General features: G+C 72.0%; 15 protein-coding genes. 8 read left to right on the forward strand and 7 right to left on the reverse strand.

Annotated elements, in window-relative coordinates; genetic code table 11:
- Positions 1-129 precede the first annotated feature (129 nt).
- Positions 130-1,026, forward strand: a complete 897-nt coding sequence (locus tag JMJ55_RS20490; protein WP_202827467.1) for a diacylglycerol/lipid kinase family protein — start codon at positions 130-132, stop codon at positions 1,024-1,026.
- Position 1,027: 1 nt separating this feature from the next.
- On the opposite strand, the gene JMJ55_RS20495 is transcribed toward JMJ55_RS20490, so the two are convergent.
- Genes JMJ55_RS20495 through JMJ55_RS20505 form a run of 3 tightly spaced genes read right to left on the reverse strand, consistent with a single transcriptional unit; the run spans position 1,028 to position 5,874 of the window.
- Positions 1,028-2,353 (reverse strand): SLC13 family permease, encoded by a 1,326-nt coding sequence (locus JMJ55_RS20495; RefSeq protein WP_202827468.1) that lies wholly within the window; start codon positions 2,351-2,353, stop codon positions 1,028-1,030.
- A 30-nt stretch (positions 2,354-2,383) separates the two neighbouring features.
- Complete coding sequence (locus JMJ55_RS20500) at positions 2,384-3,844, reverse strand: malonyl-CoA decarboxylase (RefSeq protein ID WP_202827469.1); 1,461 nt, start codon at positions 3,842-3,844, stop codon at positions 2,384-2,386.
- A 41-nt stretch (positions 3,845-3,885) separates the two neighbouring features.
- A complete protein-coding gene (locus JMJ55_RS20505; protein WP_202827470.1) occupies positions 3,886-5,874 on the reverse strand; it encodes an AI-2E family transporter in 1,989 nt (662 codons plus the stop codon).
- A gap of 145 nt (positions 5,875-6,019) precedes the next feature.
- On the opposite strand from JMJ55_RS20505, the gene JMJ55_RS20510 reads away from it, so the two are divergent.
- Together JMJ55_RS20510 and JMJ55_RS20515 are read left to right on the forward strand one after the other, a co-directional pair.
- The gene (locus tag JMJ55_RS20510; RefSeq protein ID WP_202827471.1) at positions 6,020-7,012 is read left to right on the forward strand and encodes a Bug family tripartite tricarboxylate transporter substrate binding protein; all 993 of its coding nucleotides are present in this window, start codon (positions 6,020-6,022) and stop codon (positions 7,010-7,012) included.
- A gap of 151 nt (positions 7,013-7,163) precedes the next feature.
- Positions 7,164-8,057: an amidohydrolase family protein gene (locus JMJ55_RS20515; RefSeq protein WP_202827472.1), complete on the forward strand. Its 894-nt coding sequence runs from the start codon at positions 7,164-7,166 to the stop codon at positions 8,055-8,057.
- 9 nt (positions 8,058-8,066) lie between these two features.
- Here the strand turns inward: JMJ55_RS20515 and JMJ55_RS20520 are convergent, their stop codons facing one another.
- The gene (locus JMJ55_RS20520; protein WP_202827473.1) at positions 8,067-9,611 is read right to left on the reverse strand and encodes an ABC transporter substrate-binding protein; all 1,545 of its coding nucleotides are present in this window, start codon (positions 9,609-9,611) and stop codon (positions 8,067-8,069) included.
- 123 nt (positions 9,612-9,734) lie between these two features.
- Here JMJ55_RS20520 and JMJ55_RS20525 point away from each other — a divergent pair, with 123 nt between their 5' ends.
- Complete coding sequence (locus JMJ55_RS20525) at positions 9,735-11,660, forward strand: AsmA family protein (protein WP_202827474.1); 1,926 nt, start codon at positions 9,735-9,737, stop codon at positions 11,658-11,660.
- Here the strand turns inward: JMJ55_RS20525 and JMJ55_RS20530 are convergent, their stop codons facing one another.
- Positions 11,661-11,873, reverse strand: coding sequence for a PsiF family protein (locus JMJ55_RS20530; RefSeq protein ID WP_202827475.1), 213 nt, complete (start codon positions 11,871-11,873; stop codon positions 11,661-11,663). It abuts the gene before it with no gap.
- A 121-nt stretch (positions 11,874-11,994) separates the two neighbouring features.
- Here JMJ55_RS20530 and JMJ55_RS20535 point away from each other — a divergent pair, with 121 nt between their 5' ends.
- From JMJ55_RS20535 to JMJ55_RS20550, 4 genes are all read left to right on the forward strand, one after another.
- Positions 11,995-12,213, forward strand: coding sequence for a hypothetical protein (locus JMJ55_RS20535; protein WP_202827476.1), 219 nt, complete (start codon positions 11,995-11,997; stop codon positions 12,211-12,213).
- The gene (locus JMJ55_RS20540) at positions 12,210-13,637 is read left to right on the forward strand and encodes an amidase (protein ID WP_202827477.1); all 1,428 of its coding nucleotides are present in this window, start codon (positions 12,210-12,212) and stop codon (positions 13,635-13,637) included. Before JMJ55_RS20535 ends, JMJ55_RS20540 begins: the two co-directional genes overlap by 4 nt.
- Positions 13,638-13,704: 67 nt before the next feature.
- Positions 13,705-14,055: an antitoxin Xre/MbcA/ParS toxin-binding domain-containing protein gene (locus JMJ55_RS20545; protein WP_236033883.1), complete on the forward strand. Its 351-nt coding sequence runs from the start codon at positions 13,705-13,707 to the stop codon at positions 14,053-14,055.
- Entirely contained in the window at positions 14,052-14,576 is a 525-nt protein-coding gene (locus JMJ55_RS20550; RefSeq protein WP_202827619.1) for an RES family NAD+ phosphorylase, read from the forward strand. The genes JMJ55_RS20545 and JMJ55_RS20550 overlap by 4 nt, the downstream gene beginning before the upstream one ends.
- A 2-nt stretch (positions 14,577-14,578) precedes the next feature.
- Here JMJ55_RS20550 and JMJ55_RS20555 read toward each other — a convergent pair whose 3' ends face one another.
- On the reverse strand, positions 14,579-15,199 hold the full coding sequence (locus JMJ55_RS20555) for an MSMEG_1061 family FMN-dependent PPOX-type flavoprotein (protein WP_202827479.1): 621 nt from the start codon (positions 15,197-15,199) through the stop codon (positions 14,579-14,581).
- Entirely contained in the window at positions 15,196-16,842 is a 1,647-nt protein-coding gene (locus JMJ55_RS20560) for a thiamine pyrophosphate-binding protein (RefSeq protein WP_202827480.1), read from the reverse strand. Before JMJ55_RS20560 ends, JMJ55_RS20555 begins: the two co-directional genes overlap by 4 nt.
- Positions 16,843-16,982 lie beyond the last annotated feature (140 nt).

A 16,982-nucleotide genomic window follows, 5' to 3' on the forward strand; every position in this document is an offset into this window, starting at 1 on the left:
TGCAGTATTGGCCTGCACGAGCCCGCGATATGACAACCAGATGACAGTAAGGAGGCGCAGGTTTTCCCTTCTGACGCGCCGGTGATTGGTTTATGAGCCCGGCCGGAAACCTCGCCGCGTGGCCCCTGCATGCTGATTGTCTTCAATCCCACCGCCGGGCGGCGGCGCCGGCAGCGGCTGGACCGCGCGCTTGCTGTCCTGCGCCGGCTTGGCTTCGGCTTCGACCTAGCGGAGACGGCGCGGCCCGGCCATGCCGAGCATCTGGCGCGGGCGGCGGCGCAGGCCGGGCAGGGGCTGGTGGTCGCGGCCGGCGGCGACGGCACCATCGCCGAGGTCGCGGCCGGGCTGGCCGGCAGCACCGCCGCGCTCGGCGTGCTGCCGCTCGGCACCGCCAATGTCTTCGCCTGGGAACTCGGCATCCCGATCCGGCCAGAGGCGGCAGCGTCGCTGCTGGCCGAGGGCGAGGCGCGTGGCCTCTATCCCGGCCTGGCGCGGTTCGGCGATGGCAGCGCGCGGCTCTTCGTGCAGATGCTCGGCGCCGGCTTCGATGCCGCCGTGGTCGCGCATCTCGATCTCGGGCTGAAGCAGCGCATCGGCCGCGGCGCCTATGTCTGGGGCGCGGTGCGGGAACTGGCGCGCTACCGTTTCCCGCCGCTCCGCCTGGTCTTCGCCGATGGCGAGATGCGGGCGAGTTCGGTCATCGTCAGCAAGGGGCGGCTCTATGCCGGCCGGCATCTGCTGGCCCCGGCTGCCGAAGCAGCGGCGCCGGGCTTCCAGGTGGCGATCTTCCGTGGCTCCGGCCCGGTCGCGGCAGCGGCCTATGGCGCGGCGCTGCCGCTCAACCTGCTGCCGCACATGCCGGGCCTCGTGCTGCGCCCGGCGACCTGGCTGCGGATCGAAGGGGAGGGGGTGGCGGTGCAGGCGGATGGCGACCCCGCCGGGCGACTGCCGGTCGAGGTCGCGGTGGCGCCGACGCCGCTGCGTGTGCTGCTGCCACGCCGGGCCGGTTTCGCCCGCGCGGCCTGAGCTACATCCAGCCCGGCAGGATGAAGAAGAGCCAGGCGAGCGGCGGGCCGGCCAGCACGATGACGATGCTGTAGATCAGGAAGCGCCGATAGACGCTCTCGCGCTCACCCGGTTCGGCATTCGCCACCACCAGCGCGCCATTGGTCGAGAAGGGCGAGACATCGACGACGGTGGAGGAGACGGCGAGCGCCGCGATCATCCCGGCCGTGCCGATCTGCCCCTGCTGCAGGAAGGGCACCGCCAGCGGGATGATCGCGCCGAGCACCCCGACCGAGGAGGCGAAGGCCGAGACCACGCCGCCGATATAGCAGAGCAGCAAGGCCGCCAGCAGCGGCGCCCCCATGCCGGAGACGCCCTGCCCGACCTGGTCGATGGCGCCCGATTTCTGCAGCACGCCGACATAGGTGACGACACCGCCGACCAGCAGGATGGTGGACCAGCCGATCTTGTCCACCGCGCCCTTCTGCTCATTCGGGGCGATCAGCGTCAGCGCCACGGCAACCGTCACCGCCACCAGCCCGACATTCAGGCTGAAGGCGAGCGCGCCGATCGCCAGCGCGGCGAGGCCGATCAGCGTCGCCGCCTGCTGCGCATCGAGCCGCGCCGCCGAGGGATGCGACGGCGTGGCCAGCACCGCATCGGCCGAGGTGCCGTGGCCCGACATCGGCAGCCCGCCCGGCCCGTGCTCGTCGCCGGTGACGCCATCCGCCGCCGCGCGGCGGGCCAGCAGTGCGCGGCCGCCGAAGAGAAAGAAGACCGCGATGGCGCAAAGCAGGTTGTAGCCGAGGCTGGCGAGGAAGAGCGAGGTCTCGCCGACCGGCAGACCGGAGCGTGCGACGATCTGGTTGGTGATGCCGCCATAGATGCTGATCGGCGAGAAGCCGCCGCCCTGCGCGCCATGGATGACGACAAGGCCCATCATCAGCGGGCTGATGCCATAGGCGCGGGCGAATTGCAGCGCGACGGGGGCAAGGATGGCGCAGGCCGCCGGGCTGACGGCGCCCACCGCGGTCAGCGCCGCGGCGACCGCGAACATCACCCAGGGGATGGCGGCGATATGCCCACGCACCGCCCGCACCGCCTGATGCACCAGCCAGTCGATCGTGCCGTTCTTCTGCGCGATGGCAAACAGGTAGGTGATGCCGACCAGCGTGACGAAGAGGTCGCCCGGGAAGCCGGCGATGATGCGGTCCGCCGGCATGCCGACGACGAAGCTGCCGATCAGGAAGGCCATGGCGAGGGCAAGCGCCCCCATATTGATGGGGAGGGCGGTCGCGACGACGAACATCACGACCAGCCCCAGGATGGAGGCTGCCTGCGGCGACATGGAGATTTCCCCTTGATGCGGGTGGGGCGGTCAGCCGGGCTTGGCGCCGGCCTTCTCCTCCCCGCCCAGCAAACGCGCCAGCGCCGAGCGGGATTGTCCTGGCGCTGCCGCCCGCCCCGCCTGCAGCAGCCGTTCCACCGCCGCGGAACGGGCCACCTGACCGGATTGCGCGAAGGCCTCGTGGTTGGCCTCGATCGCTTCGCGGTCATAGAGGTAGTTGACCATGATGCCGAAGCTCTCGCGCATGCCGCGGGGCGAGACATTGCCGAGCCAGTTGATGCGCTCCAGCCGCGCCCCGTTGCCGAGATGAAAGCGTGCCACCGGATCGATGCCGGACCCCGTCGCGGGCTGCGTCAGATAGGCGGCGGCGAGGCGAAGCAGCGACGCCCGCAGCCGCTCGCGCCGCGCCTCGTCCTCCCACCAGGCGCCCTCGGTCAGCGCGGCGAAATCCTCGATCGCCTCCTCCGGCAGGAAGAGCCCGCCCTCGGGCGGGGCGGCCAGCTTGCGCTCCAGCCAGCGCCGGAAGCCGGGCACGGGGGAGAGGGTGGCGAAATGGCTGAGCTGCGGCAGCTCCGCCTTCAGCTCCTCCACCACCTGCTTGATGAGGAAATTGCCGAAGGAGATGCCGCGCAAGCCCTCCTGGCAGTTGGAGATGGAATAGAAGATCGCCGAATCCGCGTCCTGCGGCCGGCCGGGCTGCTGGTCGCGCGCCAGCAGCGGCTGCACGGCGCTGGCGATGCCGCGGACCAGCGCGACCTCGACGAAGATCAGCGGCTCTCCGGGCAGGGCCGGGTGGAAGAAGGCGAAGCAGCGGCGATCCGCCTCCAGCCGGCGGCGCAGATCCTCCCAGCCCTGGATCTCGTGCACGGCCTCGTAGCGGATCAGCTTCTCCAGCACCGCGGCCGGCGTCTGCCAGTCGATCCGCCGCAGATCCAGGAAGCCGCGGTTGAACCAGGAGGCAAACAGGTGCTTCAGGTCTGCATCCAGCACCTTCAGGCCGGCATCGCCGCGCGGCAGGGCCAACAGCTCCTCGCGCAGCCGCACCAGGGCGGCGGTGCCGCCGGGCGCCATGTTCATCCGCCGCAGCAGCTCCTGCCGCGGCGGTTCGGCGGCATCCGCCAGCCGGGCCGCGGCCTCGAGCGAAGGTTCCGTCATCCAGGCTTCGGCCGCCTTGCGCAGCCGCTCCGGCTCGGGGGCGAATTCCTCGGCCAGGAAGCGGAAGAAGGCGGCGCGGTCCTCGCCGCCCAGGGCATGGATGCTCTCCAGCAGCTCCCTCGCCACGGCGGCGCCGGAGGCCTCGCCGCGTTCGGAGAGCATGGCGCCGCAGAGCCGGCGGGCGCGGTCGAGCGGCGGCAGCCCGGCCGCCGGCACATTGGCATAGGCGCGGCCGCGATCGGCGATGCCGGCCCAGAGCCGTTCCAGCCAGGTCCGGCTTTCGGTCGGGACGGGCGGGACCGGGCTGGGCAGGGTCTGCGTCTCGGTCTCCTGCATGGGTGTCTCCTCGGTCTCGGGCAGGGCAGGATGGCGCCGGCTCAGGCAATGGGGGCCGGGCCGGCCGGGGCCGGCTCCGGCAGGCGGGGCGCGGGCTCGGCGGCCGGCGCGCTCGCCTTATGCGCGGCATCGAGGCAGGCCGTCACCGCCTCCCGCAGCGAGGTGGTGTAGTAGTCGGCGCCGAGGAAGTGCTGCACCTTCTGGTCGGTCAGCACCGCCTCCTCGGCCGGCCAGAGCCCGACCAGGATCGGCGCCCCCGGCAGGCGCTGCCGCAGCCGGCGCAGCAGGTAGCGCAGATGCGCCGGGCTGCCGCTGATCTCGAGATAGGAGATGCAGACCATCGCCGCCCCGGCGGTGTCGAAACTGTCGATCCGGCCGCGCGACACCGCCTCATGCGGCACCACATGGGCGCCGAGCCCATGCTTCTGCAGCAGCTGCGCCAGCATGGCCGAGGCTGCCTCGTCCAGCGGGCCGCGGCCGGCGATGCAGAGGATGGCGGAGTCGCGCCGCCAGGCCGGGGGCAGCGCGGCCGGATCGGGCGCCTGGGCCTTCGGCGCCGGGGTCTTCGGCACGCCCTGTTCGGCCAGGGAGGGCAGGGCGCCCTTCTCGCCATGCGGCGCCGGATCGGCATCCGCATGATCGGCGAGATCGGCGACCAAGCCGCGGATCGCGTCCCTGACCCGCTCGATCTGCTCGGGCGGGACCACGCCGCGGCTTGCATCGCTCGCCGCGAGCTGGAGGCCCTTCAGCGCCACCTCGTCGTAATAGGAGGAGAGGGAGCGTTCCTTCAGCAGCAGCTCGGCCTGATCGAGCGCCTCATCCGGGTCGCCCGCCAGCATCCGCTGGTAGAAGCTCTCGACCGGCGTCAGCGCCGGCCGGTCGCCCAGCAGCACATCGAGGAATTCCACCTGCTGCACATGCCGCCCCAGCACCACCAGGCAGAGGGTCAGCGGGGTCGAGAGGATCAGGCCGATCGGCCCCCAGAGCCAGCTCCAGAAGATCGCCGAGATGACGACCGAGACCGGGGAGAGGCCAGTGCTGTGGCCATAGACCAAAGGCTCCACCACCTGGCCCATGATCGGCTCGGTGACGAGGAAGAGGGCGGCGGTCCAGATCACCATGGTCCAGCCGGGATCGACCGCGGCCGCCAGCGCCAGGGGCAGGGCGCCGGCGAGGATCGCGCCGATATAGGGCACGAAGCGCAGCAGCGTCGCCAGCACGCCCCAGAGCAGCGGCGAGGGCACGCCGATCAGGAACAGCCCGACCCCGATGACGATGCCGAAGACCAGGTTGAGGCCGAGCTGGGCGAGGAAATACCGGCTCAGCCGCCGCGCCGCATCGTCCAGCGCGGTGGTGGTGCGGTGCAGGTCGGTCGCGCCGGCGAGGCGGATCATCCGGTCGCGCAGATCCTCCCGCTGCAGCAGCACGAAGATTGCCACGATGAAGACGATGCCCGTGGTCTCGAGCGGCCCGAGCACCGGCGAAAGGATGCGCTGCGCCAGTTCGAGCGGCGAGCGGATGGTGCCGCCGGCCTCGCCCGGCGCGGCGCCCGGGGCGGCCGGCGCGGCGGGGGCCGGGGCCGCTTCGGGCCCGGTCGGGGCGGTCTCTTCATGCGTGAGCCCGCCGGGCATCCCGAGGCTTCGGGTAATGACCGAGATGCGGCCGAGCGCCTCGTCCCGCACCGTCTCGACCTTCCGCTCGATGGTCGCGGCGTAGCGCGGCGCCTCGCCGGCAAGCTGCGCGACCTGGGTGCCGATCAGCCCGCCGATCAGGAGGATCGCGCCGAGGGCCAGCAGCACCGCGACCAGGACCGAGACCACCCGCCCCAGCCAGAGCCGGCGCAGAAGGTCGGCCAGCGGCGCCAGCACGAAGGAGAGCAGGACGGCGAGGGTAATCGGGATCAGGATCTCCCGCGCGATATAGAGGGCGGTGACGATCACCACGCCGGTCGCCAGGCCGAGCAGGGCACGGAGGGCCGGCGGGTTGGCCGGGGCGGGCGGTGGCGGCGGCTCGGCGGGGCTGGCTGGCATGCGGCGGCTGGTCTCCGGTGTGGCGCCGCTGTCCGGCACCGCACCGGAAGAACGCGGCAGGGAGGGGTTGTTCCCTCGCGGCCCGGCAGCTGGCGCGGCACGGGGTTTGCTGCACACTGCGCCGCCGATGCCTGATGAGGACCGCATGACCCATCCCCGCCGCGCCTGGCTGGGCGCCCTGCCTCTGCTGGCGGCGCCCCGCCTGCTGCGCGCTCAATCCGGTCCTGGGGCCGGGCCCTGGCCGAACCGCCCGGTGCGGCTGGTCATCCCCTTTCCGCCCGGTGCCTCGACCGATGCGGTGGGGCGGACCACGGCGGCGGTGATCGGCGCGCGGATCGGCCAGCCGGTGGTGGCCGAGAACCGGGCCGGGGCTGGCGGCAATATCGGCGCCGAGGCGGTGGCGAAGGCCGATCCGGATGGCTACACCCTGCTGGTCACGACGATCAGCGCCGCCGCCATGGGGCCGCATCTCTATCCCCGCCTGGGCTATGACCCGATGCGGGATCTGGCGCCGGTGGCCCGCACCTGCCACACGCCCAACTGCATCGTGGCGCGGCCCGACCTGCCCGTCTCCACCCTGCGGGAGGCGTTGGACCTGGCCCGCGCCCGCCCCGGGCAGCTGGTCTATGGCAGTCCGGGCAATGGCACCTCCGGCCATCTGATCGCGGAGTCGCTGAGCCATGCCGCGGGGGTCAGGATGCAGCAGGTCCCCTATCGCGGCACCGGGCCGCTGATGACCGATCTGCTGGCCGGACGGCTCGACCTCGCCTGCGACAACCTGCCTGCCTATCTGCAACAGGCGCGCGAGGGAAAGCTGAAGCTGCTGGCGGTGACGAGCCCGGAGCGCTGGTATTCCGCGCCCGAGGTGCCGACGGTGGCCGAGGCCGCCGGCCTGCCCGGCTTCGCCGCCATGATCTGGTGGGGCGTGCAGGCCCCAGCCGGCACGCCGGCGCCGATCCTGGACCGGGTCGCCGCCGCCATCCTGGAGGGCTTCGCGACGCCCGAGATCCGCGAGCGGCTCCGCAGCTTCAGCATCGAGCCGGCACCCCAGAGTACCGCCGATTTCGCCCGATTGCTTGATGAGGAATACCGCCGCTGGGGCGAGGTGGTGCGGGAGGCGAATATCAAGCTGGATTAGCGGCGCGGGAAGCGCTCGGCCTGCCTCTACCGTCATGGCCGGGCTTGACCCGGCCATCCCCTGCCGCAAGCTGGGCCATGGATCGGAGATGCGCGGTTCGAGCCCGCGCATGACGAAAGACGGTCACGCCTGAAGGAAGGGGGGAAGCGCCATGACCCGGAGCCTCTATGCCGGCCCGGTGGTCGATGCCCACCACCATGTCTGGGACCCACGGGTGAACCATCACCCCTGGCTGACCGAGGCCGGTGTCATCCCCTTCCGCTATGGCGACTACCGCGCCATCCGCCGTCCCTATCTGCCGCCCGAGATCCGGGCCGATGCCGCCGGCCAGAACCTGGTCGGCAGCGTCTATGTCGAGACGGAGTGGGACCCGGCCGATCCGCTCGGCGAGGTGCGCTACGCCAGCGCGCTGTCCGAGCAACATGGCCTGCCCAATGCCATCGTTGCCCAGGCCTGGCTCGACCGCGCCGATGCGCCGGAGGTCCTGGCCGCGCATGGCGCCGCCCCGTTGGTCCGCAGCGTCCGGCACAAGCCCACCGAGTTCAGCCGCGGCCGGACCCTGATGTCCGACGCTGGCTGGCGCCGCGGCTATGCGCTGCTGGCCCGGCACGGGCTGCATTTCGACCTCCAGACCCCCTGGTGGAACCTGGGCGAGGCGGCGCAACTGGCGGCCGATATTCCCGAGACGTTGATCATCCTGAACCATACCGGGCTGCCCGCCGACCGCAGCCCCGCCGGCTTGCAGGGCTGGCGCGACGCCATGGCGCATCTGGCCGAACAGCCCAATGTCGCGGTGAAGATCTCCGGCCTAGGCCAGCCGGGCCAGCCCTGGGCGGCCAATGGCACCGCCGGGATCGTGCGGGAGGCGGTGGCGCTCTTCGGCCCGGACCGGGTGATGTTCGCCAGCAATTTCCCGGTCGACAGTCTTTGCACCGGCTATGACGAGATCTATCGCGGCTTCCGGGAGGCCGTCGCCGACCATCCCGAAGCCGCGCAGCGGGCGATGTTCTGCGACAATGCCCGCCGCATCTACCGCTTCGCCTGACGCCCGCCCTCAGCCCTTGCGCAGGTTCCAGAAGACGGTGAAGGGCGCCTCCAGCGCGCCCTGGATGTTGCTCCGGTAGGCGACCGGCCAGACATAGGACCCCATGATGGCAAAGGGCGGGTTGGCGTAGTAGCGGCGTTGGATCGCCTCCGCCCCCGCCTTCTGCGCCGCGAAATCCGGCGCCTGGAACCAGGCCTCGATCAGCGCCACCATCTCCGGGTCCGGCGCCTGGCCGAGCAGCGGCACATGGGCCGCCGGCGTCGCCGTCCCGACCCCCTGCCAAGACAGGGGGAAGCAGTGCCAATTGGTACTTTCGCTGCGGTCGCGGCTGCGCCAGCGGGTGAAGAGCGTGGCAAGGTCCATGATCTGCGCATCGACATTCAGCCCGATGCCCGCCATCACCTGCGCCGCGACCAGCCCCATGGCGTTCAGATGCGGCGAATCGCTCGGCACCATCAGGACGACCTTCTCGCCCTTGTAGCCGCTCTCCTGCACCAGCCGGCGCAGCACGGCCGTATCGCGCGGCGGCAGCGTCTCCTGCCCCGCCTTGGTCTCGAAGGGGGAGCCGGGGGTGAAGAGGCCGGTGCCCGCCGTATAGAGCGAGGCATCGTTGCCGACCGCCGCCTGCATGAACTCCGCCTGGTCGATCGCCGCCAGCACCGCCCGGCGCAGCGCGACATTGTCGAAGGGCGGGATGCCGTTGTTGAAATGCAGATAAGCCGACCAGCCGAGCGCATCGGTCTTGTGCAACTTCAACCCCGGTGCCCGCCGCAGCCGCGGCATCAGGTCGAAGAGCGGCCGGTCCATATACTCGACCTCGCCCCGCTGCAGCGCCGCGGAGGCCGAGGCCGGGTCGGGCATCGTCACCCATTCCACCCGGTCGAAATGCGCCACCTTGCCGCCGGCGAGATAGGCCGGCGGCTCCGAACGCGGCACATAGGCCTCGTTGCGGCGGAAGGCGGCGCTGGCGCCGGAGATCCATTCCTCCTTGAGGAAGGTGAAGGGGCCGCTGCCGACGATCTCCTTCACCTCGGTGAAGGCGCTGGTCTTGGCGATCCGCTCCGGCATGATCCAGGGCTCGGTCAGGCCGCGCAGCATCTGCGGGAAGGGCCGCTTCAGCCGGATCTCGAAGCGCCGGTCGTCCAGCCCGCGCATTTCCTCGACCAGCGGCGTCATCCGCTGGCCGATCGGCCGGCGCTGCGCCCAGCGGGCGATGGAGGCAACGCAGTCGGCGCCCGTCACCGGCTCGCCAGTGGTGAAGCGCAGCCCCTCGCGCAAGGTGAAGGTCCAGCGCAGCCCGTCATCGCTGAGGTCATGCCCCGCCACCATCTGCGGCTGCGCCACCAGCTGCGGGTCGAGCCCATAGAGGCAGTCATAGACCATCAGCGAGGCGGTCAGCGCCACCGAGCTCGAGGACCAGATGAAGTCGAGGCTGAACAGATCAGTGCTCGGCACGAAGCGAAGCGTCCGGCTGCCGATCCCCTGGGCCAGGGCGGGCGAGGCCAGCAGCCCGGCGGCCAGGGAGGGCAGGGTCCGACGGGTCAGGCGCGGCATGCGGGACATCCCGGAAGGTTACGCCAAGGTTATGCAAGCCACGCGCCAGGCTGCAAGATCCGGGAACTGAACTCCCGGCCCCCTCCTGCGCTCTGCCCCGGACAGGGTGGGAGATGGAAGCTGATGGCGCGCCGTTGGCGCTGGATACTGGGGCTGGGCGTGCCGCTTCTGGCGATCGCCCTCCTGGTCGTGCTGTTTCGCTGGGACTGGCTGATTCCGATCGTGGAAGCGCAGGCGAGCGCGAAGCTCGGCCGGCCGGTGACGATCGCGCATCTGCATGTCTCGCTCGGTCGCACCACCACCATCACCGCCGAGGATCTGAAGGTCGGCAACCCGCCGGGCTTCGAGGGTGATGCGCCCTTCGCTGCCATCCCGCGTGCCAGCATCGCCGTCGATGTCGGCGCCTATATCAAGGATCGCAGCATCGTCATCCCGGAGATCGCGCTCGACCGGCCGGCGGTGGAGGTGATCGGCCGGGCGGATGGGAGCAACAATTACAGCTTCGATCTCGGCGGCGGCGCTGCCTCGGATCCCTCATCGCCAGGCCCGCGCATCGGCAATCTCCGCATCACGGAAGGCCAGGCGCATGTGGCCATCGCCAAGCTGCGCTCCGACTTCCGCGTCGCGGTGGCGACCGAGGAGCAACAGGGCGGCGAGTCCAGCATCACCGCCCGCGCCACCGGCACCTATGCCGCCCAGCCCATCAACGCCGAGCTGAAGGGCGGGGCCCTGCTCAACCTGCGCGATGCCGAGCGGCCTTGGCCGATCCAGCTCTCTCTCGCCAATGGCCCGACCAAGGTCGATCTGCACGGCACGGTGCAGGACCCGCTGAAGCTGGCCGGCGCCGATATCCGCCTCGACATCGCCGGGCCGGACATGGCGCTGCTCGCGCCGCTCACCGGCGTTGCCATCCCGGCGACGACCCCCTTCCGCGTCACCGGCAAGCTCGACTACGAGGCCGGCGCCTTCCGCTTCAGCGATGTCCAGGGTCGGCTCGGCCGCAGCGATATCGGCGGCCGCTTCAGCATCACCCCGGGCAAGGAGCGGCCGGTCCTCGATGCCGATATCTCCTCGCGCCGGGTGGACCTCGCCGATCTCGGCGGCTTCATCGGCGGCACCCCGGGCCGTGTCGGCACGCCGGGCCAGACGGCGCAGCAGCGCCAGGCCCTGGCACGGGCCGAAGCCAGCCCGCGCCTGTTGCCCACCGCGCCGATCAGCATCCCCCGGTTGCGCGCGGCCGATATCCATCTCCGCTACCGCGCTGCCTCGATCGAGGGCCGTTCCATGCCCTTCGACAGCCTCGAGGTGAACGCCGATATCGAGAATGGCGTGATCCGCCTGCATCCGGTCTCTTTCGGCATCGGCCGGGGGCGGCTCGCCGCCGAGGGGGTGCTGACGCCGCTCGAGAATGGCGCGCTGCGGGCCCAGGTGGAATTCGACCTGCGCCGGATCGACATCTCGAAGCTGATGCGCGCCGCGGGCGCGGGCGGCGCGGGCACGCTGGGCGGCGTCGGCAAGCTGGACGGCGCCGGCCGCTCGCTCTCGGAGCTGCTCGGCAACGGCAATGGGGGGCTGACCCTGGTGACGGTCGGCGGCAATCTCTCCTCGCTGCTGGTCGATCTCTCCGGCCTGCAATTCGGCAATGCGCTGCTCTCCGCCCTCGGCATCCCGGCGCGGACCGAGATCGAATGCCTGATCGCCGACTTCACCCTGCAACGCGGCATGCTGGATACCCGCAGCCTGCTGCTGGACACGGACAGCTATGTCGTCACGGGCGGCGGCAAGGCGGGACTGGGCCGCGAGACGCTCGATCTCTGGCTGCGGACCAGCAGCAAGCATTTCACCATCGGCTCCCTGCCGACGCCGATCGGTATCGGCGGGACTTTCAAGAACCCCTCCATCCTGCCGGAGCTGGGCGAACTGGCGGTGCGCGGCGGCGCGGCGGTCGGCCTTGGCATCCTGTTCCCGCCACTCGCCCTGCTGCCGACCATCCAGCTCGGCGTCGGCGAGAATTCCAGCTGCGAGCGGCTGACCCGGCGCGCGGGCTGATCAGCCGGTCGCGCGGCCGGAGAGGCAGGTCTTCATGAAGTCCCGCCGCGGCTGACCGTGCAGTTGCTGGCCCCTGGCCTGGGTGGCGCAGTTCCGCATCTTCTCCTGCTGCGCCCGCTGCGCCGGGCTTGGCTCCCGCCGCTCCGCCGCCGTGGCGGGCAGCGCAAAGGAAAGGGACAGGGCGAGGGATGGGGCAAGGGCCAGCCAGCGCATGATTTGATTCCGAAACGATGATTGCCATGCTTGGCATCGGCCCGGGCCCGGGGCAAGCAGGAATTCGGGCCGGGCATGCGGCTTGCTAAGCTCCGCCCATCCTGGAGAGAGAACGGAGCCCATGGAACCCGAGCTGACCTTGCCGACGATGGAGGCGATCCGCCGCTGGAGCGGCATCGCCCCGCCCAATGCCGCCGCCCGCCACGGCCTCGCGGACCATGCCGCGCTGCTGGCCGAGCTGGAGGCGATCCGCGGCGCCATGGTCTTCGAGGAGGAGCCGAGCGGCTTCGAGGCCGCGCTGCGCGACTGCCAGGAGCCCGGCCAGGGGGCAGCAGCATGAACGCCCCCGTCGCCGCCCTCGACCTCGCCGGCCTGTCCATGACCGAGGCGGCGGATGCTTTCGCCACCGGCGAGGTCACCGCCACCGCCCTGGTCGAGGCCTGCCTCGCCCGCATCGCCGCGCATGACGGCGTGGTCAACAGCGTGATCCGCCTCGACCGCGAGGCGGCGCTGGAAGCCGCGGCCGGGGCCGATGCCGCCCGCGCCGCCGGCCAGGCGCCCGGCCCGCTGGCCGGCGTGCCGATGATGCACAAGGACATGTATTACCGGGCGGGGAAGGTGAGCAGCTGCGGCTCCCGCATCCGCCGCGACTTCAGGCCGACGGTGACCGCGACCGTGCTGGAACGGCTGGATGCCGCCGGCGCGATCGATATGGGCACGCTGAACATGGCGGAATTCGCCCAGAACCCGACCGGCCACAACGCCCATTTCGGCCACTGCCATAATCCCTGGAGCCCCGAATACTGCACCGGCGGCTCCTCCTCCGGCTCCGGTGCCGGCGTGGCCGCACGCTTCTTCTTCGCCGCGCTCGGCTCGGATACCGGCGGCTCCATCCGCTTGCCGGCGACCATCTGCGGCGTGACTGGGCTGAAGGCGACGCAGACCCGCGTCCCGCGCTTCGGCGCCATGCCGCTTTCCTTCTCCTGCGACAATGTCGGGCCGCTGGTGCGGACAGCGCGCGACGCGGCGCGCTTCCTGAAGGTGACGGCCGGGCACGACCCGCGCGACCCGACCAGCGCGCGGGAGGCGGTGCCGGATTATGAGGCAGCGCTGACCGGCGATATCCGCGGCCTCCGCATCGCGGTCTGCGAGACCTCCTTCCTCGATGGCGCTGAGGCCCCGGTCGTCGCGGCGTTCGAGGCGGCGCTCGCCGCGCTTCGCGCCCGCGGCGCCAGCGTCACCCGCATCGCCGCCCCCTCGATGCGCGCGATCAATGCCTATACCGCCCTGGTCAGCCGGGTGGAGGGTGCCGCCATCCATGCCAATTGGATGCGCGAAGCCCCTGGCGACTACGCCATCCATCTCAGCTCCCGCCTCTATGGCGGCTATGCCTTCCCGGCGCATCTCTATGTCGAGGCGCTGTCCCGCCGCGGCCCCCTGCTGCGGCAATTCGTCGCCGAGGCGCTGACCGGCTTCGACCTGGTGGCGACGCCGACGCTCAGGACCCGGGTGCCCACCCTGGCCGAGACGGATATCGACGCCGATCCGGAGAACTGGTCGCGCTTCATGGCCGTCTCGGCCAATACGCGCCCCTTCAACTATCTCGGCCTGCCCACGATCAGCATCCCCTGCGGCTTCGACGAGCGGGGCCTTCCGGTCGGCCTGCAACTCGCCGGCCGTCCCTTCGCCGAGGCAACGGTGCTGCGCGCCGCCGATGCCTTCCAGCGGGAGACAGACTGGCACCGCCGGGCGCCTGCCCTGTAGGGCTTGGCAGCGCCGGGTGCCTGCCCCATATACTGTCCCGGATCAGGGTCAGGATATGGGGCAGGGCATGCTCTCCGATGGGGTTTTCGCCGATGGCCGGATCATGCCAGACCGCTTGACCGAAAGCCTCGGCACCACCCGGCAGCAATTGGCCGCGGCTGCCGGCCTGTCCCGCGACGCCGTCTCGAAGACCGCCAGGCTCCAGGCGCCCGCCACCCAGGCGCGGCTGCGCGACATGGTGGAAATCCTCAACCGCATCCGCGGCTGGGCGGGCTCGGGCCCGCAGGCCTTCGCCTGGTATCGCTCCCAGCCCATCCCCGCCTTCGGCGACCTGACCGCCGAGGATCTGGTCCGGCAGGGCCGGGCCGAGGCGGTGAAGCGCTACCTCTCCCATATCGCCGCCGGCGGCTTCGCCTGAGGCTCCAGACCACCGTCTATCGCGCGCATCATCCCGGCTGGGCCTGGGCGCCGGATTCCGGCGAGGGCGCGCGGATTTATGGCGGCCGCTTCAACCCGCCGGGGCAGGCGGCGCTCTACACTGCGCTCCGGCTGCAGACCGCCTGGCTGGAGGCGCAGCAGGGCTTCGCCTTCAAGGCCCAGCCCATGACCCTCTGCGCCTATCGCGTCGATTGCGAGGCGGTGCTGGACCTCACCGACCCGGCGGTGCTGGCGGCGGAAGGCGTCGCCCCGGCCGAGCTCGCCTGCGCCTGGGCCGACCTCGCCGATCGCGGCCTGCCGGTGCCGAGCTGGGAGCTCGCCCGCCGCCTCGCCGCGCGCGGCATCGCCGGCATCCTCGTCCCGAGCTTCGCCCCCGGTGCCGGGCCGCGCGACGTGAATGCGGTGTTCTGGCGCTGGGGACCGGCGCCGCCGCAGCAGGTGCAGGTGGTCGACGACCACGGGCGGCTGCCGCGCGACGCCGCCTCCTGGCCTGCCATCTGAGGCTAGTACATCTCGGCCCGGATGCGGGCTTGGTAGGCGGCCTCGTATTCCGCCGCGTCGATCCGTCCGCCGGCGGTATGCGCCGCGATCAACTGGCCATTGGTCGGCAGCCCCGCCGGCCGCGGCTGCTCGCCCCAGAGGCGGGAGCGCATCACCGACTTCGCGCAATGCGCATAGATCTCCCGCACGGTGACCAGCAGCACCGTCGCCGGCTCCTTGCCCTCGACCGCGAAGCGGGCCCGCAGCGCCGGATCGGCGGTGAGCCGCGCCCTGCCATTCACCCGCAGCGTCTCCCCCGCGCCGGGCACGACGAAGAGCAGCGCGACCTCCGGGTTCTCCAGGATGTCGTGGAAGGCATCCAGCCGGTTGTTGCCGCGCCGGTCGGGCAGGGCGAGCGTCCGCTCGTCGATCGCCTGCACGAAGCCCGGCGCATCGCCGCGCGGCGTCGCATGCGCGCCGCGCCGCCCGCAGGTCGCCAGCACGCACCAGGGCGAGGCGGCGATGAAGGCGAGGGATGTCGCCTCCAGCCGATCCGTCACCTTGGCCAGGAAGCGCGGATGCGGCGCGGCGTAATGCGCCGCGAGCTGCTCCGGCGTCTCGATCGCATGCGGGTCGCCGCTCATCCGCGCAGCGCCTTGATCTGGGCCGGGTAGCTGCCGGGATCGACCAGCACATCGACCACCGCGAGGCCGGGTGCGGTCAGCGCCTGTTCCAGCGCCGCGCGATAGCCCGCCTCATCCCGCGCCCGCAGGCCGAGCCCGCCCAGGCCCTCGGCGACCGCGGCGAAATCCGCCAGCGGCCAGCCCAGCGCCTCGCCCGGCACCGCCCGCCCGTCCTTCTTGATGTCGATCAGCGAGAGCGTCGCATCGTTGAACACCACGACGGTCAGCCTGGTGCCGAGCACCGCCGCCGTCGCCAGCTCGCCGAGTGCCATCAGCAAGCCGCCATCGCCGGTGAAGGCGATCGCGCCCCGCCCGGGATCCACCAGCGCCGCGGCGATGCCGGCGGGCAGGGCGAAGCCCATGGTGGCGAGCCCGTTCGAGATCAGCAGGTCGCCCGGATGCCGCGCCGGCCAGAAGCTGGTGCAGGGGAACATATGCGCCCCGGCATCGACCGAGACACGCGGCTCCCGTCCGGCCGCGCTGCAGGCCTCGGCCGCCAGCTCCACCACCGCCTGGGGCGAAAGGCCGCGATTGCCGCCCGCCGGGCCATTCGCCAGCGCCGCCCGCCAGCGCGACCGATGCGCGGCGATCGTCTGCTCCTCCCAGCCGCTGCGGGATGCGCCCTCGGCCAGCGCGGCCAGGGCCGGGGCCAGCGGGCCGTGCAGCGCCGCTGCCGGGGCACGGTAGGCGAGGGGCCGCGGCGCCGTCGCCAGGTCGATCACCGGCGAGGTGAAGCGCCAGGGTTGCGGGATGAACTCCACCGGATCGGCACCGGCCAGGATGATGCAATCCGCCTCGGCCAGCAGCGGCGCTTCCGCCGCCCCGCCGGTGAAGACGCCGCCGAACAGCGGGTCCCCGTCCGGCACCACGCCCTTGGCCTTGTAGGTGACGAGGCCGGGGCAGCCGAGCGCCGCCAGCAGGCCGCGCAGCGCGGCGCAGGCTTCGGGCTCCATCGCCTCCAGCCCGGCCACCACCACCGGCCTCCGGGCGGCAGCCAGCAGCCGCCGCGCCTCGGCCAGGGCCGGGCCAGGGGTGAAGGCGAGCGGCGCCGCATCGACCGGGGGGGCGGGCAGGGCAGGGGCCCGCGCCGCCGCGGCCGAGAGTTCCAGGAGCACCGGCCCACGCGGCGCTGCCATCGCCAGCGCCAGCAGGCTCGCCGCCATCACCCCGGCCGCCGCCCCGGGCTCCACCGCCCGGGCCGCGCCCTTGGTCACCGGCGCCAGCAGCGCGGCATGGTCGAAGAACTGATGGTTGGCATAGGCCCGCTCGGCGCCGGTGAAGCCATCGGCCAGCAGCAGCACCGGGGCGCGGTCGAGGCTCGCCTGCGCCATCCCGTTCGCGGCATTGGACACGCCGGGGCCGCGCGTCACCAGGGCGACGCCGGGCCGGCCGGTCAACTCGGCCTCGGTCGCCGCCATGATGACCGCGGCGCTTTCCTGCCGGGCGAGGACGAAGCGGATGCCCCGTGCCGCCGCCGCCTCGATCAGGGCGAGGCTGGAGCCACCCCCCGGCACACCATGGATGCGCGCGACGCCCGCCGCCGCCAGCGCCGCGGCAACCGCTTCCGCCCCCGTCATCTCCACCCCTGTCTTCTCCGCCGGCATTCCCTGGCTCCCGCCCCATGCTGCCCGCAGCATAGTGAAGCCCGGGCTGGCGCCAAATGCGTCGCCCTCCCTTGGACCCTGGCCATGGCTTGGGCAGAACGGCGCAAGCAGGAGCATTTCCGGCCGAGGCGGCGCTTGCG

It is taken from the genome of Belnapia mucosa (assembly GCF_016775475.1).
GTDB classification, from domain to species: domain Bacteria; phylum Pseudomonadota; class Alphaproteobacteria; order Acetobacterales; family Acetobacteraceae; genus Belnapia; species Belnapia mucosa.